Raw genomic sequence first — 21,483 nt, forward strand, 5'->3', positions numbered from 1 at the left:
ATTCATTGTTTCTCGACAATTCCATTTACCATAAACAGGTGCGAGTTATATTTTTGTATCGAAATACCCCGTCCTTGAGAAAATCCTTGCGGTATGGAGCTGCGACAGGGATAAGTCCTGGAAGGAAATAATGGAAATAATGGATATAATGGAAGGAACCCATAAGGAGAAGGATTGGGTATGAAGCCATTCGCCAAAAAGTTGTGCTTTATAAAATTTAACAAATGAAGGAGTGTACAGGATGAAACTAGGAGCAACCTTATATATAAAAAATACCATTGAGGCGGTAGCGCTTTACACAGAAGCTTTTGGACTAACCTTGGGATACCATGAGAAATATCCGGATGGCACATTTATGCATGCGTCATTACTGAGAGACAGACAAGAAATATTTGCTGTCAGTGAATCACATAATGATAACTTTGTTAATATCATGCTCACATCTTCATTAGAAGGAGCACGGCCAACTATGAGTTATGGGATAAACTTTGAAAGTGAACAAGAAGTAAAAAGAGCATATGAGATGTTAGCGAAGGAGGGAACAGTGCTATTAGAGTTGGGTTCCCTTCCATGGAGTTCCTGCTGTGCTGATGTTGTTGATAAGTACGGCGTATACTGGTATATCGCAGTATAGAAAAAATCCGTATTTTCTGTGGTATCTGCTTTTGGGCATCCCATCAGATATTTTTATTGATGAAGGAAGTTAAGAATGATACTATATAGAAATGAAAGGATAAAAAGCTTATGAAAAAAATATTTGATAAATTCCAATACAATTCTCCTGTAACCCTTACCTTTGCATTTATATCCCTGGCAGCACTGATTCTTGGCTATCTCACAGGTGGATTCACTACGAGTTTACTGTTTTCTGCACACCGTACCTCCTTATTGGATCCATTTACCTATTTCAGGATATTCGGACATGTGCTGGGGCATGCCAACTGGAGCCATTACAGCGGGAACATGGTGCTGTTTCTGGTATTAGGTCCCATGCTGGAGGAAAAATATAAATCTAAGGCCTTTTTGACTATGATTTTGATTACAGCATTGGTTTCCGGATTGTTTTATATTGTATTGTTTCCGGGCAGTGTATTGCTTGGAGCAAGCGGAGTTGTATTTATGATGATAGTTCTCTCATCAGCTGCCGGTGTAAAAGATGGGAAAATTCCTTTGACACTGGTATTGGTGCTTATTGTTTATCTTGGAGGGGAAGTATTAAGCATCGGATCAAAAGATGGGATTGCACATGCAGCTCATATTCTGGGTGGAATTTGTGGCGCAGGCTTTGGCTTGACCCGCAGAAAATCTTAGGGCGGAGCAGGCTGTTATAGGGCTGCGAGGCTTTAAGGTGACAGTTTTATGTTGAATATTTCCAGGAACTGCCTTATAATAAAAATGGCCCTAAAGTGATTTAACAGGCATGGTACGATTAGTTTAGATGTTAATTAATAATATAAAAATATTTATTACAGAAAAGAGTAATTCAAATAAGTGTAAAAAAACGGGGGTTTCAGTGTGGTTAAGCACATGATTGATTTTAGGGATATTATAGCAAAAGGACGGGTAGAATGTGAGCCGGTGGAGGACATGCTTCATGTAAGAACGAAACATGCGATTCCCAGTCAGCGTTTTGATGCGGAGCATCTATCTGTTAATTCTTATATTGCTTTACCTGGAACCTTTAAGCTGCCTTTGCGGATTGATATCACCGCCCAACTAGATGAACCAGGGCTTTATCTTCTTGTTGGAAAGGGGCGCATCAATTTTGGTACTTTGTGTTCGGACAACCGGAGAATGGATGATATTATAAAACCTGCCAGAAAAGTTTTCTTTTACCATAACCAAATGCCTATGAAAGAATTTACGGATTTATCGGTAACCTACAATCTAAAGGAAATGCAGATTCTCATTCAGGGGGAAGAACGATATTATTCCCAAAAAGAAAAGTATATGAAAGCCTCAGAATTCCCTGAAAGGAATGAAGAAGGTTTTTCCATAAAGATAGCCTGTGATAAGTTTGTAAACCTTATGATAAAGTCGATAACTGTCACAGAGTACGAAGATGATTGTAAGATAATCCGCCAGGGAAAGGAGCTGCCTCCTGCCATTACTACAAATCAATGGGAGGTTTCTGGAGAAAAGCTTTCCATGGAAGCATGTATCGCCAGGCTGCCGGATGAGATACAAAAAAGTATTCTTTGTATGGATGACTATTTCAAATCTATCAAAAATCTTAAATTGAAAAGAAGCATTGAAAGAAATGGGAATAAAATAACTTATGTTTCCTCGGACTATGGATTTTCCTATGCCATTTATGTGGGCAATGAGTTGTTTAAGCATTCCCTGCAGTGGTATCTGATTACCAAAGGTAAACCGGAGACCTGGCATAGAAAAGCCGACTTTATGGAGGAGACCTTAAGCAGCCTGCAGACAAGCAACCAGGAATTTGCCCAGCGGATGTACAATGACTTAGAGGAGTGTGTAGGCTGCTATGGTCTTTGCCTCGCAAGGACACCTTATAGCTTCGGAGACAGAAAAAAGTATGTTTGCCATGGTAAATTATTTTTTCAGATGAATAAAGCTGGTTTTGATGATGCCCGTACCTTTGTCGATGAAATTAACCAGGTTGTGCAAAGGAAAGAAATAGCCTCAAAGAGCAGTTAATTTATTGCATCATTATAAGCTTAATAAATCCATGCATTATAGAAGAGAACTTTTCAAGTAAGCCTTTTCTGTAATCCATGGATTTTTTGTAGTTGGAGATATTCTTACAATACAATATATGTAAGGGCGTGAGGATAATAATACCAGAAGAGTCCAGTTTATATGTATTATGAAAATGATAATATTTCTCAATAAAATCGAGCGAGTCTGTTTTACAATAATTTCAGAAATGGGAAGAAGGGCTTATTTACTGTAATTTTCAAGACAAATGTAAAATCACATTCCTTAAAACTCAGATAGGAGGAGGGTTTCGCCATTTTTCGGCCACTTGACAAATAAGGACTCCTTTGATAACCTAACAAAGTTAGAAATGACTAACATAGTCGAGACGGTACATAACGAAAAGAAAGAGGAGTTAGAATATGAAATTAAAAAAACTTAGTTCTATTATAGCTATAGCGCTGGTTATGACACTAACAGCCTGCTCTGGTAAATCCAATAATACAAATGGAAACAATAGTGAAGCTGAGACAACGAAGGCACCAACTGCTGAAGCAACAGAGGCTGCAGAACCAACAGATGCAGCTGGTGAAGCTACGGTTGAATATCCTATAACAATAAAACATGCTTTCGGTGAGACAGTTCTTGAGAGTAAACCCGAACGTATTGCAACTATTTCCTGGGGAAACCAAGATGTTCCTTTAGCTTTAGGTGTGGTTCCGGTTGGTGTTTCAGAAGCGAATTATGGAGTGACAGATGGTAGCAAGTTATTACCCTGGACAGGTGAAGGTTTTAAGAATCTGGGCGAAGAAAATCCCGTTCTTTTTAATGATACAGATGGTCTGAATTATGAAGCAATCAGCGATGTACAGCCTGATGTGATTCTTGCAGCATATTCAGGAATTACAGAAGAAGAATATAATCTGTTAAGTGAAATAGCACCTGTGGTTGCTTATCCGACACTTGCCTGGCAGACCCTGTGGCGTGATCAGATTACCATGGATGCAACAGGTATGGGTATGAAAGCAGAAGGTGAGAAGCTGGTAGCTGATCTTGATCAGCTTATAACTGATAAAACAGCGGCATATCCTCAGATAGCAGGAAAGACAGCAGCCTTTTTCTACTTCAGCCCTACAGATCTTGGTAAATTCTATATTTACACTTCAACAGATCCCCGTGCCGCCTATCTCAATGATTTAGGCCTGGTAGAGCCGGAAAGTGTTAAGAAACTGGCGGAAGGACAGGCAACCTTTGCACTTGAAATCAGTGCTGAAAACGCAGACGTTCTTTCTGATGTAGATATTATCGTTGCCTATGGAGATGAGGCATTGTTAAAGGCTATGCAGGCAGATGCTCTCCTTGGGACCGTACCGGCAATACAGAGAGGCTCCGTAGTATTGATCCAGGATGGTACTCCCCTGGCTGCTTCTGGTACACCCAGCGCCCTTTCTATTCCTGCAACTATCGATGAGTACTTAAAGTTAATCGGAGAGGCAGCTGATAAAGTGCAATGAAACGAGAGAAAATAATAATACTGATATTTGCCGGTGTTGCAGGACTTGCGCTGTCTGTTTTCGCATCCCTGGCACTTGGTTCAAGAAATATAGGGCTTTCGCAAGTAATGGGAGCCCTTCTACATCCAAACAGCGGAGCTTTTGAAGCACTGGTAATCCGAGAGCGTATTCCCAGAACTGTATTCAGTATTATCGCCGGAGCTTCCCTTGGGGTCTCCGGCGCTTTGATGCAGGCGATTACCCGTAATCCGATTGCAGATCCAAGTATTTTAGGTGTTAATACCGGAGCTTCCCTGTTCGTTGTAAGCGGAATTGCTTTTTTTCATATCAGTTCAGCGAATCAATACATCTGGTTTGCGCTGGCAGGAGCTGCAGTAACGGCTGTTTTTGTCTACAGGATAGGTTCTATGGGCTCAGGAGGTGCAACTCCTATTAAGCTTGCACTGGCAGGTGCTGCCACCAGTGCTGCCTTATCTTCCTTAGTCAGTGCGGTAATTTTGCCAAGGACTGATGTTATGAATGCTTACCGTTTCTGGCAGGTGGGCAGTGTAAGCGGAGCTACCTGGGAAGGAATCCTGTCGGTATCTCCTTTTCTTGTTATTGGCTTAGCCATAGGAGTGCTATCGGCATCTGCTTTAAATGCTCTTGCCTTAGGTGACGATGTGGCAACGGGATTAGGGGTAAAAACCGGCTTGATCAGAATCATTGGTGCCTTAGCCGGCGTACTATTGTGTGGTGCCACGACTGCTCTTGCTGGCCCCATAGGATTTGTCGGTCTTATGATTCCGCACATTATGAGAATGCTCTGTGGTCCAGATATGAAATTCGTTGTACCTATGTCAGCCTTGGGCGGAGCAATTCTTTTGACGGTATCAGATATAATAGGAAGACTCATAGGACAACCCGGAGAACTGGAAGCCGGAATTGTTACAGCATTTTTCGGAGCACCCATTCTGATTCTGATTGCTATGAGAGCGAAGGTGCGTTCATTATGACAAATAATAACTTAAATATTGTACAATTGGGTTTTCACAAAAGAAGAACTCGTTTTATCACAGTTACCGTGATCTTGACGTTTATCACAGCAGTCCTTTGCTGTATAATGCTTTATCTTGGAAATACAAAGTATTCACCGGAAATAATCCTTCGCGTTTTATTAGGAGAGGAGATTAAGGGTGCTACCTTTGCAATTGAAACGATAAGGCTGCCTCGTATGCTGGCAGGGCTTTTAGCAGGTATGGCCTTTGGTATGGCGGGAAATACGTTTCAGACCATGCTAAGGAACCCTCTGGCAAGTCCTGACATCATTGGTGTGACCTCTGGTTCCAGTGTTGCCGCGGTTTTTTGCATCCTCGTCCTTAATGTCAGCGGAACGGTTGTATCTATTTCTGCTGTTATATCCGGATTAGCCGTTGCTTTCTTAATCTATCTGCTGTCCAGAGGAGGAAGCTTTTCCGGCGGAAGACTGATACTGATTGGTATCGGAATACAGGCTATGTTAAATGCAGCAATTTCTTATCTGCTTTTAAGAGCCAATCAGTATGATGTGCCTGCGGCTATCAGATGGCTCAATGGAAGTCTGAATGGAATGCAGATGAAGAATATACCGGGGTTATTTATAGTTGTACTGATATTTGGCTGCTTACTGGTGCTTCTTAGTAAAATGCTTAAGATTCTGGAGCTTGGTGAGCAGTCAGCCATCACCCTGGGCTTAAGAACCGATATCAGCAGACTGCTGCTGGTTTTAGCAGCTGTATTCTTAATTGCTTATGCAACAGCTGTTACCGGTCCTATCGCATTTGTGGCATTTCTGTCAGGTCCAATCGCAAGTAAACTGGCAGGCTCCTCTAATGCAATTACCGCCGGATTGACGGGAGCAGTTCTTGTGCTTCTGGCAGATATTATAGGGCAGTATGCTTTTGATATCCGCTTTCCTGTGGGAATCATAACGGGAATTCTTGGTGCACCCTATCTAATTTATCTACTGATACGTATGAATCGAACCGGAGGAGCAGCATGAAACAATCACCTAAATTTTCGGCAAATAAAATTGTTGCCGGATATGACAAAAAAATCATTATCAATGATGTGGATGTGGTCATACCGAATAATAAGATCAGTGTAATCATCGGTGCCAATGCCTGTGGTAAATCCACACTGCTGAAAACCCTGGCAAGGCTTATAAAACCTGTGTCCGGTGAAGTGGTACTGGACGGAAAACAGATCAGTGAGATACCGCCAAAACAACTGGCAAGAGTCCTTGGTCTGCTTCCTCAATCACCGGTGGTACCGGAAGGCATCACTGTTTCTGATCTTGTTTCCAGAGGACGTTATCCTTACCAGAACTTCTTAAAAGGCCTTGGCAAAAAAGATTATGAAGCAGTAGAAGAAGCGTTGGAAATCATGGGAATTACGGAACTGGCTAACCGAAATGTGGATGAATTATCCGGAGGACAGCGCCAGAGAGTATGGATTGCCATGGCTCTTGCTCAGCAGACAGATATATTACTCCTGGATGAACCTACAACTTTCCTGGATATTACCTACCAGGTTGAGATACTGGACCTCCTAACGGATTTGAACCGAAAAAGAGGTACTACAATAGTAATGGTATTACATGATATTAATCTTTCTGCCCGTTATGCAGATTATATCTTTGCAGTGCAAAAAGGTAACCTTATTGCACAGGGAGAACCTTCTCAGGTGATTTCAGAAGAATTAATGAAACAGGTTTTCGGGTTGGATTGTGCGGTTATTAAAGACCCGGTATCAGGTTCTCCTTTTATCGTTCCAAAAGGAAGATATCATGTGGTAAATGCATAGATTTTCTAAAACGTTAAGTATCAGATCAAGTGCAGGATTTCTACACTTGGTTTGATGAAAATTATATACTTATTTTAAAAGGCTGAATACAAAATGTATTTATGCCTTTTTTTATAGAAGACACCCATTATCGTGATCTCACAGTGGCTAATATATAAGCAAAAATCAACTAAGACAATAAATATTCTTTGAAATTAAATCCAATAAATTTTATAATACAAATTAGATGCAGAAAAATTTAGGAGGTTACCTCCTTTGCCACCTCCTGGACGGACTGGATGAGCAACACAAGGAGAGTATGATGAAAGAAATAAGAGCTGTTATTATAGAGTTCGGTGGATATGTTAGTACGTATTTAAGTTTTTCTTTGTACCTTGCCAGGAAAAAGTAGCAATACGATTTGCTGTAGTACACATACCGCAGGACTACACAGGAAGAAAAGGAGCAGAAGGTGAAGAAGATAGAAACAGAACGCTTAATTATAAGGCCTATAAAAGAAAGTGACTACGAGGATATATGTGAATACGGTACGGATGAAGAAATCGGAAAGTATATGATTTATTGGCCAAAAACCAGAGAAACTATAAAAACTTTTATCAAGGAATGTGAAGTTGCAGCAATGCAGGAGACTCCAGGATGGAGAGAATATGCGATACAGTTAAAGTCCTCCCTAAAGGTGATAGGCAATGTTTCTCTGATTATAAGTAAAAATGATATCACAGCGGCTGAAATCGGATGGATTTCCAATAAGGATTATTGGGGCAGAGGGTATATGAGTGAAGCAGTAAACTGTATTATTCAGGACACTTTTCAGAATACCCCCATTTGCAAAATACTTGCGACCTGTACAGAGAAAAATATTGCCTCCCTAAAGGTAATGGAGAAAAGCGGGATGCATCGTATACTGATAGAACAAAATCAGAAAGCAATCAAAAATGGAGAAGAGGTAAGTTATACCAAACTGACCTATTGCATTACAAAAAATTGATAGAAGTAAGTTTACCGGAAAAGTAAGGAGAATGGTCAGAATGAATATTGAAATCAAAATGACAGACAACACAAATCCTGATTTTGTAAAGCTTATAAAATTGTTGGATGAAGACCTTGTAAGCCGTTATGGAGAGTCTCAAAAACAGTACGATAAGCATAATAAAGTGGACAAGATCAAAGATGTAACTGTTATCTATGCAGATAATATACCGGCAGGCTGTGGTGCCTTTAAGAAATTTAACGACAATACGGTAGAGATAAAAAGAGTATATGTCGGTAATGAATTCAGAGGACGAGGATTCTCAAGAATTATATTGAAGAGACTGGAGACAGAGGCTCTGAGTCAGGGGTATTGCTATGCTGTACTTGAAACCGGAAATGAACAGCAGGAGGCCATTGGTTTGTATCAAAGCTCAGGATATGAGATTATTCCGAATTATGAACCGTATGTTGGCTTAGAGACAAGTATATGCATGAGGAGGGTATTGAGATAATTATTTTTATGTTCGGTTCAAATATCTGAGACAAATGATAGAGCTTGTTTGGGTTATGTCAAAATGATAATATTGCTATTAATTCTTCATTATTAAAGGAAGTGCTGAAAGAAGCGAATGTAAAAGCAAATCACACATTCTTTTATAGCAGTACCATATCTGCAAAGATAAGCATAAATAGGGTAGTGTAGAAATTAGAAAGCAATTTCAACTTTATTATGTAAAAAAATTTACTTGAAAAATAGTAGTACAAACTATATAATACATTAACTAATATTAGTATACTTCGACAAGAAAGGACTTACACCATATGCTTTGGAAAGATAAGTACGAGCTGGGAGTGGATGTGATTGATGCACAACATATAGAATTATTCCGTCGCGTGCAGGTATTTATGCAGACACTGAGGTCTGCTGCTTCCTGGGAAGAGAAAGTACAACAGGTCAATGAAACGCTTGCGTTTATGAATGGTTATGTAGTAGAACACTTCAGAGATGAGGAAGAATATCAGTTAAGAATCGGTTATCCGGGTTATGAAGCACACAGGCAGATACATACAGATATGGTGAACTACGTAGTACAGTTTACAAAGGACTACGAAAAAAGCGGATATAACGAGCAGCTGATGCAGCAATTTGCAGGAAAGCTCTTAGCCTGGCTGATTAATCATGTTGCCGCTGAAGATCAGCGAATCGCTGCATATGCATTGGAAAAGGGGGTCTGACTATATGAATGATAATCTCTACAGTCCTTTTTTAGAAGCTACACGCAATGTATTTCTGCTGATGCTCGATCTATCAGATATATCCGATCGCCCGGCTGAAAGTTTTCTCAGCGATAATGAACTTGATATTTCAATCGGAGTTATCGGTGAACTGACAGGAGAAGTAATCTACCGCTTTCCTCACTCGACTTCTCTTGGAATGGTGAATATCATGAGCGGTATGGAAATGGATTCGGTTGATGATTTTGTGACCTCTGCCATATCTGAGATTGCAAACATTATCAGCGGAAATGTTCTTACAATGCTGGCAGAGAAGAATCTCAATTGTGATATACTTCCCCCGGTGATTGGTAAACCGGAGGATAACAAGGAATACTCTCTTCGTACAGCCTGCTGCATATCCACTTCTGTAGGTGATGTATATCTTGATATTAGGCTGAATCCAGCAGCATAAGGTACGTCAGTTCAACTTAACAGATAAATGGGAAAGGGGCTTGTTAAAGCCCCTTTATTGTAGCAATAATGTAGTTGTAGCAACCTCCATGCCATTAATCAAAAGAACAATATTGTGTAAACCGGGATAGTGCTTTCGGGTGGTAAGATCCGCAAAGCTGTGGTTATGTGAGCCTTCTAAATGGAAATTGCCGGGTACTGTTCTATCAGACAACAAGAATAATTTTCTTGAGGTTTTACCTTTGGATTTCACAAAATCAATTCCATACTCCAAACGGATATGCACAGGATTTTTCCGGTTGACATCAAGAGAGTATTGAAAAAGACAGGTATCACCAACAGAGAGCTGTTCCTGTGATACCTTACAGTTAGCATTTAAAACCAAGGGTTCTGCCTCATTGGTATCAGCGTAACCGAATAGAGCAAGTGCTTCCGGTAGGGCTTTTCGTATAAGGGTACGGCAGCCATGTCTTAGAATCCAATCGGTCTCTGGAGTTTTTCCAATCCATTTCCTTGTAACGGATAACACCAAGTCCGGATGATCCTTCGCTATGTCATTAAGATTGTTAGCAACACTTTTACGCACATAGAGGGAAGAATCTGCTTTCAGATTCTCCAGTATCTGAAGCACCGGCACTGGATCTCTCTTAAATACAGGAAGATCCATACTCCAGGGAAGACGAGGCCGGCAACCTTCACTGGACAAACGCCTGACATGTTCATTGGAACTGGAAGACCATTTAAGCATACACTTCATTGTCCGTTCCGTATCTTTCAGGATAAAAGGTCTGATAGCGAACTCCGAAGAAGAATGCTTCGTGAAACACTCTAAGGCCTTCATGGAGGTATCCCAATATTCTTCCTTTAAACCGAAGGCGGCCACAAAGTCCGGAAAGAATAGATAAGGAAAACCCTCACAGTCATCAACAAGCCTGTATAATATCTCTAATGCTTCTTCATAATCCGATGGTAATAATCTGCCCAATACCTCAACGATTCGCAGCATCCTGCCCCGCAGGGCCAGGTTCTCCCAGGAAGCCGCGAGTACAGCGGCTGTAAACTCTTCTTCTTGAAAATTCCCATACACTGAACTTACTTTATGACTAAAATCCCGGAGAAACTGCTCCGTATAAATATCCTTAAAAGCTTCACCCATAAGGCACCTCCTGCAATAACAGTCTATTAGATAAAGTATAACCATTCAAATATGACAACAGTAAGTCAAGTTTAAACTTTCATACAAAGAAGAACACTAAGAGCTATCTTCATACTCCACTTAGCGGTATTCTAAGTTGCAATTTTAGGAAGGTACTCCTTTCACCAAAATCACGCCTAGCTGTTTTCGATAACTGCCTCCACAAAGTGAAACTTCGGTCCAGCACAAGTTTTTTCAGATACACCCTGGGTTACAGAATTATTTAGTTTTATAAAATAGTTGACTAAGTCAGATAATATACTTATAATAAGCATAAATTAAATACTCAGGAGGTATTTTCATGGAATCCGTACATACTCCATTTATCCATACCATACGAAAATTCAATCGTTTCTACACCAATATTCTGGGGCTGTTGGATCAGCATATGCTAAACAGTGACTTTTCTTTGTCGGAAGCCCGTGTGCTGTTTGATATTGCTCATACCAAAGACTGTACTGCAAAACAGTTAATTCAGGGACTAAGTATTGATTCCGGATATCTCAGCCGAATTATAAAACGATTTGAAAAGCAAGGTCTTACTTACAGGGTACAATCAAAAGAAGATGGGAGACTGTTCTATCTGTATCTCACGGCACTTGGAGAAGAAACGCTGGACAAGCTGAATGGATTATCTGACAAGCATATTACGAGCATGGTTTCTGAATTGCGTAAAGAGGAACAGGAGAGACTAATCAGGAGCATGGAAAGCATTGAAGATGTGCTGTCCGGAGAGCAGAATAGAAGGAGAGAAGAGCAGATAAACCTTCGTTGTGAGTTAAGACCCGGAGATGCAGGGCGGCTCATTGAGCTGCATGGTTGGTTATATGAAAAGGAATGCGGTTACAATCATATTTTTGAAGGTTATGTCTGCAAGACTTTGTATGATTTTCTCCTAAGCTATAATACAGAGAAGGATAGAATCTGGTTTGCAGAAGCGCAGGGGGAAATTGTTGGCGCTATTGCTATTGTCGGACACTCAGAGGAATTGGCACAGCTTAGATGGTTTATCATACATCCTTCCTACAGGAGTATTGGATTAGGAAGACGGTTGTTGACACAGGCCTTACAATTCTGTAAGGATAAAAACTATAAGAAGGTATTTCTTGACACTACCAGGGAACAGACGACGGCAGTCAGTATGTATAAGAAAGCAGGCTTTCAGTTGGTAAAAGAATTTGAAAATAATTCCTGGGGAAAAACCCTGATGGAACAGAATTATGAGCTAAAGCTGTAACTCTACGGAGCGTTTATTGCGGCTTTATTCACAGACATTTATAATAGTAAATTGGAGGTAAGGTAATTGGACAGTCAGAAAGTGGGAAGTCTGTTGCTCCGTCTTCGTAAAGAAAAGGGTATGACCCAAAAGCAGATAGCAGACAGTTTAAATCTCAGTGACAAAACAATATCGAAATGGGAGCGAGGCTTGGGATGTCCGGATATATCCCTGCTTGGAGAATTATCAAATCTGTTTCAGGTAGATATTGAAAAGATACTAGAGGGTGACCTGGTTTCCAATTCCATTGATACCGGGAATTTCAAACGTACCCGTTTCTATGTTTGCCCGGTATGCAGCAATATGATCAGCAATACGGGAGATGCCAGTATTTCCTGCTGTGGACGAAGGCTTAAAGCGCTGACAGCAAAACCGTGTGATGAAAAACATCGGGCTGAGATAGAAGAAACAGAAGACGAATATTATATAACATTTTCTCACGAAATGAAGAAAGACCATTATCTCTCCTTTGTGGCATATGTAATGTCAGACAGGACTCTGTTGGTGAAGCTATATCCGGAACAGCAGGCCAGTGTCAGACTGCCTAAACTAAGCGGCGGAAAACTACAGCACAGGGATAATACAAGGCTGTATTATTACTGCAGCCGGCACGGCTTATGGTTTCTATAGATCTGAAAGGAAGCAAAACAATGGATAAATCGAAAAGAAAAGAATTAATAGAACAATATAAGAATAAAAAAGCAACGGGTGGCATCTATTGCATTAAATGCAGCGTAAATAATCGAACCTGGTTAAAAGCTACAAGGGATATGGAAGGACAGAAAAACAGATATGAATTTTTCTTCTCTACAAACTCCTGTCCGGAACCTGCCATGCTTCCGGAGTGGAACCAATATGGGGCTAAGACATTTTCTTTTGAAATATTAGAAGAGTTAGAACAAGGGGAGACACAGACTAGTAAGGAATTTGCAGAAGATTTGGAAGTACTGCTTCAAATATGGATGGAGAAACAAGCGGTATAAAAAATGCATGTTCATTTTTCGTAGGACAGCTTCTCATAAAGTGCTTATAATATAAATTAGAAATTACTTTCCAGCTTTCTGGTAAAAGGCAGCACCATAAGGTGCATCTAGCGTATCAGAAACGAATTCAAGACGGAGAAACAGTGTTAAGTGAAACAGAAAGTGAGGTTTTATTATGGTAATAGATGAGACTGTCAAACGAAAATATTATACAGCACTGGTAGAGAGAAACTCGGAGTATGACGGTATTTTCTTTGTGGGAATTAAAACGACAGGCGTGTTCTGCCATGCTACCTGCCCGGCGAGAAAACCCAGATATGAGAATTGCATCTTCTACGAATCTGCCAGGGAAGCATTGCATGCTGGTTTTCGTCCCTGTAAGAAATGTCATCCTCTTTCTTATCCCCAGGAAATCTCTCCCCTGATTCAAAATATGGTGGAACAGGTTGAAGAAAACCCGGAAAAACGTTGGAAAGACTCTGATTTTGCTGCGCTTGGTATTCATGGAGCAACTGCCAGAAGACAATTCAAGAAACTTTACGGTATGACCTTTGTACAATACGCAAGAGCAAGAAGAATGGGTCTTGCGATGAAATCCATCCGAAGCGGGGAAAAGATTATTGATACACAGCTTGATACGGGGTATGATTCCTCCAGCGGTTTTCATGATGCTTTTTCAAAAATTATGGGGATACCACCAAAGAAAGCAGGGGAAATTAAAGTATTATTTGCCTGCTGGATAGATACACCCTTAGGACCAATGCTCAGCATAGCAGATGACGAATACCTGTATTTACTGGAATTTGTAGATCGCAGAGGATTGGAAAGGGAGATTGAAAGACTTAGATTAAGGTTAAATGCTCGTATTATTCCAGGGAAGACTGAAATATCCAGGCAGATAGAAGCGGAATTAAACCTTTATTTTTCCGGGAAGCTAAAAGAGTTTACAACTCCATTTATAGTCTTTGGCTCAGACTTTCAAAAGAAGGTTTGGGATATGCTGAGGAAAATAGAGCCAGGAGAAGTAATATCTTATAAAGATATAGCACAGGCTCTTGGAAATCCCAAAGCAGTACGAGCGGTAGGAAATGCAAATGGTGCGAATCAGCTGGCTATTATCATACCCTGCCACAGAGTTATACAAACAGGTGGTGACTTAGGCGGCTATGGTGGTGGTCTGGAACGGAAAAGGTGGATGATACAACATGAGCAGCGTTACAAAGCATGAAAGTCTGTCGTATTAAAAAATGGGTACTGTAAGAATCCAGTCGGGTTTTCTTCCTATACCATAATTAAGGCATATTATCACTTATGTGTGCTAACCGAGCAAATAGTTCGCTTATAGCAGATAAATTTGGTAATATGCCTTTTTGGGAGTGCTTTTGGGGACCAGGGAGCTTCTCATAGTATTTATCGTATTGCTTTAATATATATTCTTACTGAAGTAGCGGTCTCCTCTGTCAGGCAGGATAACCACCACGTTACTTCCCTCAGGCAGATGAGCGGCTGCTTTTCTAACGGCTGTTAACGCAGCACCGGAGGAAAAACCAGCTAATATTCCTTCTTGTGAAGCCAATAGGCGTACTTCCTGAACGGCTTCTTCATCCCTTACCTTGATTACTTCATCAATTAAGGTCATATCCATGGTTTCCGGCATAAAAGTATTTCCAATACCTTCGATAGAATAACAGCCGGCTTCACCTCCGCCCATGGTTGAACCCACAGGATCTGCCAGGATACATTTTAGAGAAGGGAGCTGTTCTTTCAGGAATTTGGCTGCCCCACTTAAAGTTCCGCCGCTTCCGGCACCACCTATAAGATAATCGATTTTGCCATCCAGGTCATTATAAATCTCACGACCGGTTGTTTGATAATGAGCTTTGGGATTCTCAGGATTAGCAAACTGATTTAAAAGAACCGGATTTTCTATTTCTCTTTTTAATTCTTCTACCTTCTCAAAGGCACCCTGCATTCCCTTATCCAAAGGTGTATGAATAATTTCTGCTCCATAAGCCCGCATGATAGCTTGCTTTTCCAAAGAGAATTTTTCAGGAACGGCAAAAATTACACGGTAGCCTTTACCAAGGGCCGCAAGAGCCAGGCCAATTCCAGCATTACCGGCCGTGGCTTCTATTATGACAGAACCGGGTTTTAGGATACCACGCTCTTCCGCATCCTTAATAAGAGCCATGCCCATACGGTCTTTTACGCTTCCTCCGGGATTCAATAGCTCCAGCTTGGCAAAGATGCGGAGGTTGTTTGGGTAATTCATATTATTTAGTAAAATAAGAGGAGTGTTACCAATAAGCTGACGAATATCATTATAATATTTCATTTTTATAACAACTGTAACAATTGCGCTTGAGTTAATCATACAGGCGGAAGAGATTGAATAACTCTATTCCTACAGTTCTCCACAACAACAAATGAGGTGGAAGCTCCTTTCTTTGATTTTAGATAGTTGTTAGCGTTAGTAGAGTAGCAATGTCGTTGCTACTGGCAAAGCCGTTGAAAAAAAGTAGTAGCTATAAGTCGGCAGTTGCTGCAAATAGAACGGTTTATACAGACTCTTACAACAGGGCATCTGTAAGGGCATTTTCAAGGTCTATCACTAAATCTCTCTTATCTTCTATACCAATGGAGAGCCTCACCAGATTATCACTTATTCCTAATTTCTGGCGTAGATCCGCAGGAATGGAAGCATGAGTCATGGAAGCCGGATGGCAGGCCAGGGATTCTACTCCGCCAAGACTTTCACCTAAGATGATAAGGTCAAGGTTTTTGTAGAATTTCCTGATGTCATAACCCTTTGCCAAAGTAAAGGATATGATCGCCCCGGCTCCAGAGGCCTGTTTTTTGTGTATTTCATACCCTGCAAAATCAGTGAACCCAGGATAGAATACTTTCTCCACGGCCTTATGATTCCTCAGATATTCGGCAATATAGGAGGCATTAACCAAATGTCTGTCAAGCCGGACGGAGAGAGTCTTGATACCCCGGATCAGCAGCCAGGAATCAAAGGGTTCCAGGATTCCTCCTGCAGCATTTTGTAAAAAAGCAATGCGTTTTGCAAGTTCTTCACTGCTGGTTACAGCAAGGCCTGCAACCAGATCACTGTGGCCACCCAGATACTTGGTGGCACTGTGTACCACGATATCGGCGCCTAAGGTTAGAGGTTTTTGCAGATATGGAGTCATGAAGGTATTGTCTACAATGGTAAGGATACCTTTCTTACGGGTAAGTTCTGAGACTGCGGCAATATCTGTGATGCTAAGGAGTGGATTGGCAGGGCTTTCAATAAAGACTGCTTTCACTTCTTCTGTCAGTTCTTTCTCTAAGAGCAGGGAATCAGAAGTATCAACTATTTTGTATTGAAGCCCGAATTGCTGAAAAACTTTATCCAGAACGCGGAAGGTACCGCCGTAAACATTGTTTGATATCAGGAGCTTATCACCGCTTTTAAATAACAAGAGAATAGTTGTAATAGCTGCCATTCCGGAAGCGAAGGCAAAACCGGCGGTTCCTTCCTCCAGTTCCGCTATCAGCTTCTCTAAGGCTTCACGGGTAGGATTGCCGGTTCTTGAGTATTCATAAGGGGCCTCTCCACCCAGTTCTTTCTGACGATAAGTTGCTGTCTGATATATGGGGACACTGACAGCTCCAGTCTGTTTGTCACCGTCTACGCCGCCATGTATGAGTTTTGTGTTAATAAAATGTTCAGCCATATTGTATATTCCTTTCCTTGTATGTATTTTTGATCACTGCAATTTCTTAAGACAGTAATAATTCATATTATAAATATATGAATATAAGTAATTAGATGTTACATTTTATTACCGTAATCTCAAGATAATGTCATTGAATTTAGTAATAAATTTCGTCATTCAAAAAATAATCTCATATATTTGTAAAAAAATATAATCTAGTTGTTTAAAGTTTTCACACATTGTCTATAAAAAATTTCACACTAACCTTTGAAAATTGAGAAAAATGGTTTATAATGGTATAAAAATTTGGAATATGTCATTTCTTTTGAGGTGTTATCGTGAAAAACAAAAAAATGCCTAAGACCATACCAGGTATCCTTAAGGTAATCAATGAATCCAACGATATGGATACCATTGAGAGAATGGAAAATTATATTGGTTGTTATTATGGAATTCCCGTATTAATCGTAGGTTCTGTGGTTAATTTCATATTGCACTATCCTCTCAAAAGTGCTGTCTTGGATAGTGCATTTATGTTATTCTTATGTTTTTGCTTCATTTTATCCCAATGTGTTAATGTCAAGACAAGGATTATCACTCATTGGATATCCATTTTGTTTTCAATTGTTCTTATCTTTGTTGTCATCAGGGCTTATGCTTATGTAGGACCGGCAATTTGGACCATTGCATTTCTGAATATTATTATTTCTTCCGTCAGATTGACCAGGGTAATGTTAAACTATGCTACCGCATCTATTTTCTTTATAGGAATGTATTATTCGCTGCTGTTGTCTGATAAACCCTTTGAGTTTGGGACAAGTTATTTTATCCTTCAGCTTATCCTGTTTGCGTTGGTGGTAATAATAGCTCCTGTTGCTCATCTCATTAACCAGGCTCATTACGGCCGTATGAACAGAATGTATATGACTGAGCTAAAGCAAAGGGAAGAACTCGAAGCAATGTATGAGAGAATAGCGGTAACCCATACAGAACTTAGCTGTAAATACAACGAGTTAAACGAGAAGAATATCGAATTACAAGAGAATGAGGATAAATTATATCAACTGGCTCATTTTGACATGGTAACCAATCTGCCGAATAGAATGGCTGTTATAGAGAATATACAAGAGCTTATCAAAAATTCAGAAGCAGAAGAAAAAAGTTTCTATATTGCTTTTATAGACATCGATTTCTTTAAGAAAATTAATGATACCATGGGACATCATATGGGAGATTTGTTTGTAGAAAAAGCAGCAGAACGTTTTAAAGCCAGCTTGCATAAAGATGATATGATTGGAAGAATCGGCGGAGACGAATTTGCTTTGATTATTTCACGTGATCTTAATTGGGAAGAAGCATATTATTACATCGAAAATATTCGGCAGGATTTCCTTAAGCCCTTTTATGTGTGTAAGAACGAAATTAAGACCAGTGCAAGCTTTGGTGTAGCAGCCTATCCGGAGGATGGAACAGGTGTAATCGAACTCATGCGCAATGCGGACACAGCAATGTACAAAGCGAAAGAATATGGAAAGAACAATATTCAGTTCTTTGAAGGCGCAATGAAAAAGGAGATTATAGACAAAGTAACTTTTGAATCAGAACTGAAAACAGCTCTTCAAAAAGAGGAATTCTTTCTGCTCTATCAACCTATTTATAATCTGGATAAAAAGACTATCCGCGGTTTTGAAGTATTGACCAGGTGGAACTCATCTAGTCTTGGTTTAGTACGTCCTGATAGATTTATTAGTGTAGCAGAAGAACTCGGGCTGATTATTCCTATAGGAGAATGGATTATACGGACTGCCTGTAAGAACTTTCGAAGTATACAGGAGAAACACCAGTTTGAAGGATTGCTCTCGGTCAACCTTTCAGTGAAACAGCTGGAAGACCCAAATATTATCGAAGTGATAGATAATGCCCTCAAAGAAGCTGGTCTGGAGCCTAAATATCTAGAGATAGAAATTACAGAATCCATATTGATCTCTTCCGTAGAAAGTATCATGGCAACCTTGGAGATTCTAAGATGCAGAGACATCCACATATCATTGGATGATTTCGGCACCGGCTATTCCTCTCTAAGCTACTTAAGAAAGCTACCTATCCATACATTAAAGATTGACAAGTCCTTTATTGACGACCTGCTAATAGAAGATAAAAATATGGAGATTATAGGAAGTATTATAAACCTTGCTCATAACTTAGGTATTTCAGTGGTAGCAGAAGGAATAGAAGAGGAGAAGCAGATTCGCCTGTTAGAAAAGCTTAAGTGTGACTATGTCCAGGGATATTTTATCAGCAGACCAAAGAAGCTTAAAGCTTTGGATGATTACATAAATGATTTCAACAGTTCTTCATAGGCTGTTATAAATAATCTCATAAGGTGAAGAGAATCATTTCTTAAGAGTATTAAAGCTGTATCAAAGATTGGTTTTCACGAAATTAAGACCGTTGAGGATTTCTGGACTGACCCGGAAGGTGAAAGTCACATGATCTGGTCTTTCTGGAACGAAAGAAAGAGGAAGTTTATAAGAATCTCAGCTTAGAATAAGAAATAAAAGATACCCTGCAGACTGAAATAGAAGTCCGAAGGGTATCGATTTATGTTATATTCTCAGACAGTTATTTCTATCTGATTGTTTTCTCCGTCCAGTACACAGCTTTCATAATACCCGTCACCGGTAGTACGCGGTCCGTTAATCACCGGATAACCAGAATTACTAAGTCTTTCAGTAAGCTCATCAACCTTTTCTCTGCTTCCGACACAGAATGCGAGATGGGCATATCCAGTCTGTACTGGCAATTTCTCCTTGGAAGCCATATCTGTGCGGTTCATAAGTTCCAGTCTTGCGCCGTCTTCAAAGGTAAGAAAGTAAGTACGAAGACCGGTTTTTGGGTTATAATAACCATCGTTTGATATTCCACCAAAGAATTGTTGGAAGAAGTTTCTGCTGCTTTCTAAATCCTTTACATAAATGGCAATGTGTTCTATCTTCAAAGAAAACCTCCAAAAAAATATTATTTTAATTGTTATTGTGTTATTGCTGTGATATAAAATATATAAACAATTTTTAGGTGTGCTAATTGAAAGCAGTTTATGGCAGGTTTAAGAATAAGATAATCTCCTAAAGTTATTTTATTATATCATAAAATCTCCATGATTTGTAAAGAAAGATTAGCCTTAAGAATCTACTCTGAGCTTATGAAATAAGTTTGCTATTATGGTGAAAAATAGAGCATCTCATACCATGTAACATGTAATGCAACCAGAATGTAACAGAAAGAAACTCATAATTGGTAGAGACATTACAGCAAATGACTTAGGATAAAGAGGTAAAAAGAATGGAGGTGCCAAGATGGGATTAGGAAATAAAATAGCAGATGCCCGGAAAGCGAAAAATATGACACAGGAGCAAATGGCAGAATTAATGTCGGTAACCAGACAGTCCATATCAAGATGGGAGTCGGAGCAATCATATCCAGAAATGGATAAAATAGTTTACCTGGCAGAAATATTAGGTGTAAGCTGTGATTATCTTTTAAAAGATAATTGTGAAAAGACAGAAACAAAAAAAGAAAGCGGCAGTGCTATTACCAGATTATTGTATGGACTGAAAGGGAAAAAAGTACGACTTGCATTTTACAGTGAGGCTGCTGATTATGATCTGGTAAATTCAAATTGTGTGATAAAAGACTTTGACGGGCAATGGATTAACGTAGAGTATACGAAGGGGAAGCAAACAGAAAATAAGCTGCTGCCAGTGTCTTCAATACTTTCTATTAAGTATGTGAAGGAGGGGAAATAGCCATGGAATACTTAGGATATATATTTGGTCTGATAGCTTTTGTATGGTGCTGTAATTTGAATACGCAGGTTGAGAAACTCAAACGAACCTTGAAGGAAAATAATATTGTTAATAACGAGAAAAAGTCTTTGAAAGTAATACTTGAGAAGAATATCGGTAAACGAGGAAAAATTACATTAGAGAGCAATGCTGCGGATTACGACATTACAGTCAAACATTGCATCATTCAGGATATTGATGAGGATTGGGTGCAATTAGAGGTTGAGAAATCAGGTATACAAAAGCTGATAAGAATTGAGTCCATAAAAAGTATACAAATAAAATAATGCAGCTAAGAAATATTACAAATTAATAAGTATAACGAAGGAAACATTATAAATACAGACAGGAGAACAATATGGGACAGGAAATCGAATTACAGAAGGACGGCTATTATGTTACATCGGACAGGAATAAATTGGATATACAGGCAGTATATCAATTGCTGAAACAGACCTATTGGGCAGAAAATCGATCAAGTGAAATTGTTCTAAAATCCTTGGAGAATTCACTTTGTTTTTCTTTATTTGAGGGCAACAAGCAGATTGGCCTTCTGAGGATTGTTACTGATTATGCAACCTTTGCTTATCTGTGCGATGTGATAATTGATGAAGCATACAGGCATAAGGGACTGGGCGAATGGTTCCTTAAGTGTGTATTTCAGCATCCTAAGCTGCAGAATTTAAGACGCTGGTGCCTGGCAACAAAAGATGCGCATACCTTTTATGAGAAATTTGGTTTTCGCCCATTATCACAGCCGGAAAATTTCATGGAGATATTTAATGGCTAAGCAATTTTCGAAGTAAGCACTTTAT

At 39.7% G+C, this 21,483-nt stretch carries 23 protein-coding genes; 19 read left to right on the top strand and 4 right to left on the bottom strand.

From position 1 onward, the window contains the following. The first annotated feature begins 241 nt into the window (after positions 1 to 241). The 11 genes from R2R35_RS19355 (at position 242) to R2R35_RS19405 (ending at position 9,663) form a co-directional block, all read left to right on the top strand. Positions 242 to 634, top strand: coding sequence for a VOC family protein (locus tag R2R35_RS19355; protein ID WP_317731469.1), 393 nt, complete (start codon positions 242 to 244; stop codon positions 632 to 634). Between the two features lie 110 nt (positions 635 to 744). Next, positions 745 to 1,311 carry a rhomboid family intramembrane serine protease gene (locus R2R35_RS19360; RefSeq protein WP_317731470.1) on the top strand — a complete coding sequence of 189 codons (567 nt, stop codon included), beginning with the start codon at positions 745 to 747 and terminating at the stop codon, positions 1,309 to 1,311. Between the two features lie 204 nt (positions 1,312 to 1,515). Next, on the top strand, positions 1,516 to 2,664 hold the full coding sequence (locus R2R35_RS19365; protein WP_317731471.1) for a hypothetical protein: 1,149 nt from the start codon (positions 1,516 to 1,518) through the stop codon (positions 2,662 to 2,664). A gap of 422 nt (positions 2,665 to 3,086) precedes the next feature. Continuing rightward, positions 3,087 to 4,178, top strand: coding sequence for an iron-siderophore ABC transporter substrate-binding protein (locus R2R35_RS19370; protein WP_317731472.1), 1,092 nt, complete (start codon positions 3,087 to 3,089; stop codon positions 4,176 to 4,178). Continuing rightward, the gene (locus R2R35_RS19375; RefSeq protein WP_317731473.1) at positions 4,175 to 5,173 is read left to right on the top strand and encodes a FecCD family ABC transporter permease; all 999 of its coding nucleotides are present in this window, start codon (positions 4,175 to 4,177) and stop codon (positions 5,171 to 5,173) included. The genes R2R35_RS19370 and R2R35_RS19375 overlap by 4 nt, the downstream gene beginning before the upstream one ends. After that, the gene (locus tag R2R35_RS19380; RefSeq protein WP_317731474.1) at positions 5,170 to 6,198 is read left to right on the top strand and encodes a FecCD family ABC transporter permease; all 1,029 of its coding nucleotides are present in this window, start codon (positions 5,170 to 5,172) and stop codon (positions 6,196 to 6,198) included. The genes R2R35_RS19375 and R2R35_RS19380 overlap by 4 nt, the downstream gene beginning before the upstream one ends. Beyond that, positions 6,195 to 7,001, top strand: a complete 807-nt coding sequence (locus R2R35_RS19385) for an ABC transporter ATP-binding protein (RefSeq protein ID WP_317731475.1) — start codon at positions 6,195 to 6,197, stop codon at positions 6,999 to 7,001. The genes R2R35_RS19380 and R2R35_RS19385 overlap by 4 nt, the downstream gene beginning before the upstream one ends. A 451-nt stretch (positions 7,002 to 7,452) precedes the next feature. Next, a complete protein-coding gene (locus R2R35_RS19390; protein ID WP_317731476.1) occupies positions 7,453 to 7,989 on the top strand; it encodes a GNAT family N-acetyltransferase in 537 nt (178 codons plus the stop codon). 40 nt (positions 7,990 to 8,029) lie between these two features. Further along, the gene (locus tag R2R35_RS19395; protein ID WP_317731477.1) at positions 8,030 to 8,485 is read left to right on the top strand and encodes a GNAT family N-acetyltransferase; all 456 of its coding nucleotides are present in this window, start codon (positions 8,030 to 8,032) and stop codon (positions 8,483 to 8,485) included. A gap of 310 nt (positions 8,486 to 8,795) precedes the next feature. Next, positions 8,796 to 9,209, top strand: coding sequence for a bacteriohemerythrin (locus R2R35_RS19400; protein ID WP_317731478.1), 414 nt, complete (start codon positions 8,796 to 8,798; stop codon positions 9,207 to 9,209). A 4-nt stretch (positions 9,210 to 9,213) separates the two neighbouring features. Next, on the top strand, positions 9,214 to 9,663 hold the full coding sequence (locus R2R35_RS19405; RefSeq protein WP_317731479.1) for a chemotaxis protein CheX: 450 nt from the start codon (positions 9,214 to 9,216) through the stop codon (positions 9,661 to 9,663). A gap of 54 nt (positions 9,664 to 9,717) precedes the next feature. On the opposite strand, the gene R2R35_RS19410 is transcribed toward R2R35_RS19405, so the two are convergent. Further along, on the bottom strand, positions 9,718 to 10,818 hold the full coding sequence (locus R2R35_RS19410; protein ID WP_317731480.1) for a DNA alkylation repair protein: 1,101 nt from the start codon (positions 10,816 to 10,818) through the stop codon (positions 9,718 to 9,720). Between the two features lie 340 nt (positions 10,819 to 11,158). Here R2R35_RS19410 and R2R35_RS19415 point away from each other — a divergent pair, with 340 nt between their 5' ends. The 4 genes from R2R35_RS19415 (at position 11,159) to R2R35_RS19430 (ending at position 14,344) form a co-directional block, all read left to right on the top strand. After that, positions 11,159 to 12,094: a bifunctional helix-turn-helix transcriptional regulator/GNAT family N-acetyltransferase gene (locus R2R35_RS19415; protein ID WP_317731481.1), complete on the top strand. Its 936-nt coding sequence runs from the start codon at positions 11,159 to 11,161 to the stop codon at positions 12,092 to 12,094. A 66-nt stretch (positions 12,095 to 12,160) separates the two neighbouring features. Continuing rightward, entirely contained in the window at positions 12,161 to 12,763 is a 603-nt protein-coding gene (locus tag R2R35_RS19420; RefSeq protein ID WP_317731482.1) for a helix-turn-helix domain-containing protein, read from the top strand. A 20-nt stretch (positions 12,764 to 12,783) separates the two neighbouring features. Continuing rightward, complete coding sequence (locus R2R35_RS19425) at positions 12,784 to 13,116, top strand: GIY-YIG nuclease family protein (protein WP_317731483.1); 333 nt, start codon at positions 12,784 to 12,786, stop codon at positions 13,114 to 13,116. Between the two features lie 175 nt (positions 13,117 to 13,291). Then, the gene (locus R2R35_RS19430; protein WP_317731484.1) at positions 13,292 to 14,344 is read left to right on the top strand and encodes a bifunctional transcriptional activator/DNA repair enzyme AdaA; all 1,053 of its coding nucleotides are present in this window, start codon (positions 13,292 to 13,294) and stop codon (positions 14,342 to 14,344) included. 195 nt (positions 14,345 to 14,539) lie between these two features. Here the strand turns inward: R2R35_RS19430 and R2R35_RS19435 are convergent, their stop codons facing one another. Beyond that, a complete protein-coding gene (locus R2R35_RS19435; protein WP_317731485.1) occupies positions 14,540 to 15,451 on the bottom strand; it encodes a PLP-dependent cysteine synthase family protein in 912 nt (303 codons plus the stop codon). 235 nt (positions 15,452 to 15,686) lie between these two features. Continuing rightward, entirely contained in the window at positions 15,687 to 16,841 is a 1,155-nt protein-coding gene (locus R2R35_RS19440) for a trans-sulfuration enzyme family protein (RefSeq protein ID WP_317731486.1), read from the bottom strand. 320 nt (positions 16,842 to 17,161) lie between these two features. Between R2R35_RS19440 and R2R35_RS19445 the strand changes: the two genes are divergently transcribed. After that, the gene (locus R2R35_RS19445; protein WP_317731487.1) at positions 17,162 to 19,183 is read left to right on the top strand and encodes a putative bifunctional diguanylate cyclase/phosphodiesterase; all 2,022 of its coding nucleotides are present in this window, start codon (positions 17,162 to 17,164) and stop codon (positions 19,181 to 19,183) included. Positions 19,184 to 19,437: 254 nt separating this feature from the next. On the opposite strand, the gene R2R35_RS19450 is transcribed toward R2R35_RS19445, so the two are convergent. Continuing rightward, a complete protein-coding gene (locus R2R35_RS19450; protein ID WP_317731488.1) occupies positions 19,438 to 19,821 on the bottom strand; it encodes a VOC family protein in 384 nt (127 codons plus the stop codon). A gap of 358 nt (positions 19,822 to 20,179) precedes the next feature. Between R2R35_RS19450 and R2R35_RS19455 the strand changes: the two genes are divergently transcribed. From R2R35_RS19455 to R2R35_RS19465, 3 genes are all read left to right on the top strand, one after another. Then, a complete protein-coding gene (locus tag R2R35_RS19455) occupies positions 20,180 to 20,629 on the top strand; it encodes a helix-turn-helix domain-containing protein (RefSeq protein ID WP_317731489.1) in 450 nt (149 codons plus the stop codon). A 2-nt stretch (positions 20,630 to 20,631) separates the two neighbouring features. Further along, positions 20,632 to 20,955, top strand: a complete 324-nt coding sequence (locus R2R35_RS19460; protein WP_317731490.1) for a hypothetical protein — start codon at positions 20,632 to 20,634, stop codon at positions 20,953 to 20,955. A gap of 71 nt (positions 20,956 to 21,026) precedes the next feature. Continuing rightward, a complete protein-coding gene (locus tag R2R35_RS19465; RefSeq protein ID WP_317731491.1) occupies positions 21,027 to 21,458 on the top strand; it encodes a GNAT family N-acetyltransferase in 432 nt (143 codons plus the stop codon). The last annotated feature ends 25 nt before the right edge of the window (positions 21,459 to 21,483 follow it).

Origin of the sequence: Anaerocolumna sp. AGMB13020, from assembly GCF_033100115.1 — a bacterium.
Taxonomy (GTDB): domain Bacteria; phylum Bacillota; class Clostridia; order Lachnospirales; family Lachnospiraceae; genus Anaerocolumna.

Excerpts from the sequence above, each read along its gene's own strand:
- R2R35_RS19355 (WP_317731469.1), top strand. The coding sequence starts at position 242 with ATGAAACTAGGAGCAACCTTATATATAAAAAATACCATTGAGGCGGTA.
- R2R35_RS19360 (WP_317731470.1), top strand. The coding sequence starts at position 745 with ATGAAAAAAATATTTGATAAATTCCAATACAATTCTCCTGTAACCCTT.
- R2R35_RS19370 (WP_317731472.1), top strand. The coding sequence starts at position 3,087 with ATGAAATTAAAAAAACTTAGTTCTATTATAGCTATAGCGCTGGTTATG.
- R2R35_RS19375 (WP_317731473.1), top strand. The coding sequence starts at position 4,175 with ATGAAACGAGAGAAAATAATAATACTGATATTTGCCGGTGTTGCAGGA.
- R2R35_RS19380 (WP_317731474.1), top strand. The coding sequence starts at position 5,170 with ATGACAAATAATAACTTAAATATTGTACAATTGGGTTTTCACAAAAGA.
- R2R35_RS19385 (WP_317731475.1), top strand. The coding sequence starts at position 6,195 with ATGAAACAATCACCTAAATTTTCGGCAAATAAAATTGTTGCCGGATAT.
- R2R35_RS19395 (WP_317731477.1), top strand. The coding sequence starts at position 8,030 with ATGAATATTGAAATCAAAATGACAGACAACACAAATCCTGATTTTGTA.
- R2R35_RS19400 (WP_317731478.1), top strand. The coding sequence starts at position 8,796 with ATGCTTTGGAAAGATAAGTACGAGCTGGGAGTGGATGTGATTGATGCA.
- R2R35_RS19405 (WP_317731479.1), top strand. The coding sequence starts at position 9,214 with ATGAATGATAATCTCTACAGTCCTTTTTTAGAAGCTACACGCAATGTA.
- R2R35_RS19410 (WP_317731480.1), bottom strand. The coding sequence starts at position 10,818 with ATGGGTGAAGCTTTTAAGGATATTTATACGGAGCAGTTTCTCCGGGAT.
- R2R35_RS19415 (WP_317731481.1), top strand. The coding sequence starts at position 11,159 with ATGGAATCCGTACATACTCCATTTATCCATACCATACGAAAATTCAAT.
- R2R35_RS19425 (WP_317731483.1), top strand. The coding sequence starts at position 12,784 with ATGGATAAATCGAAAAGAAAAGAATTAATAGAACAATATAAGAATAAA.
- R2R35_RS19430 (WP_317731484.1), top strand. The coding sequence starts at position 13,292 with ATGGTAATAGATGAGACTGTCAAACGAAAATATTATACAGCACTGGTA.
- R2R35_RS19435 (WP_317731485.1), bottom strand. The coding sequence starts at position 15,451 with ATGAAATATTATAATGATATTCGTCAGCTTATTGGTAACACTCCTCTT.
- R2R35_RS19440 (WP_317731486.1), bottom strand. The coding sequence starts at position 16,841 with ATGGCTGAACATTTTATTAACACAAAACTCATACATGGCGGCGTAGAC.
- R2R35_RS19455 (WP_317731489.1), top strand. The coding sequence starts at position 20,180 with ATGGGATTAGGAAATAAAATAGCAGATGCCCGGAAAGCGAAAAATATG.
- R2R35_RS19460 (WP_317731490.1), top strand. The coding sequence starts at position 20,632 with ATGGAATACTTAGGATATATATTTGGTCTGATAGCTTTTGTATGGTGC.
- R2R35_RS19465 (WP_317731491.1), top strand. The coding sequence starts at position 21,027 with ATGGGACAGGAAATCGAATTACAGAAGGACGGCTATTATGTTACATCG.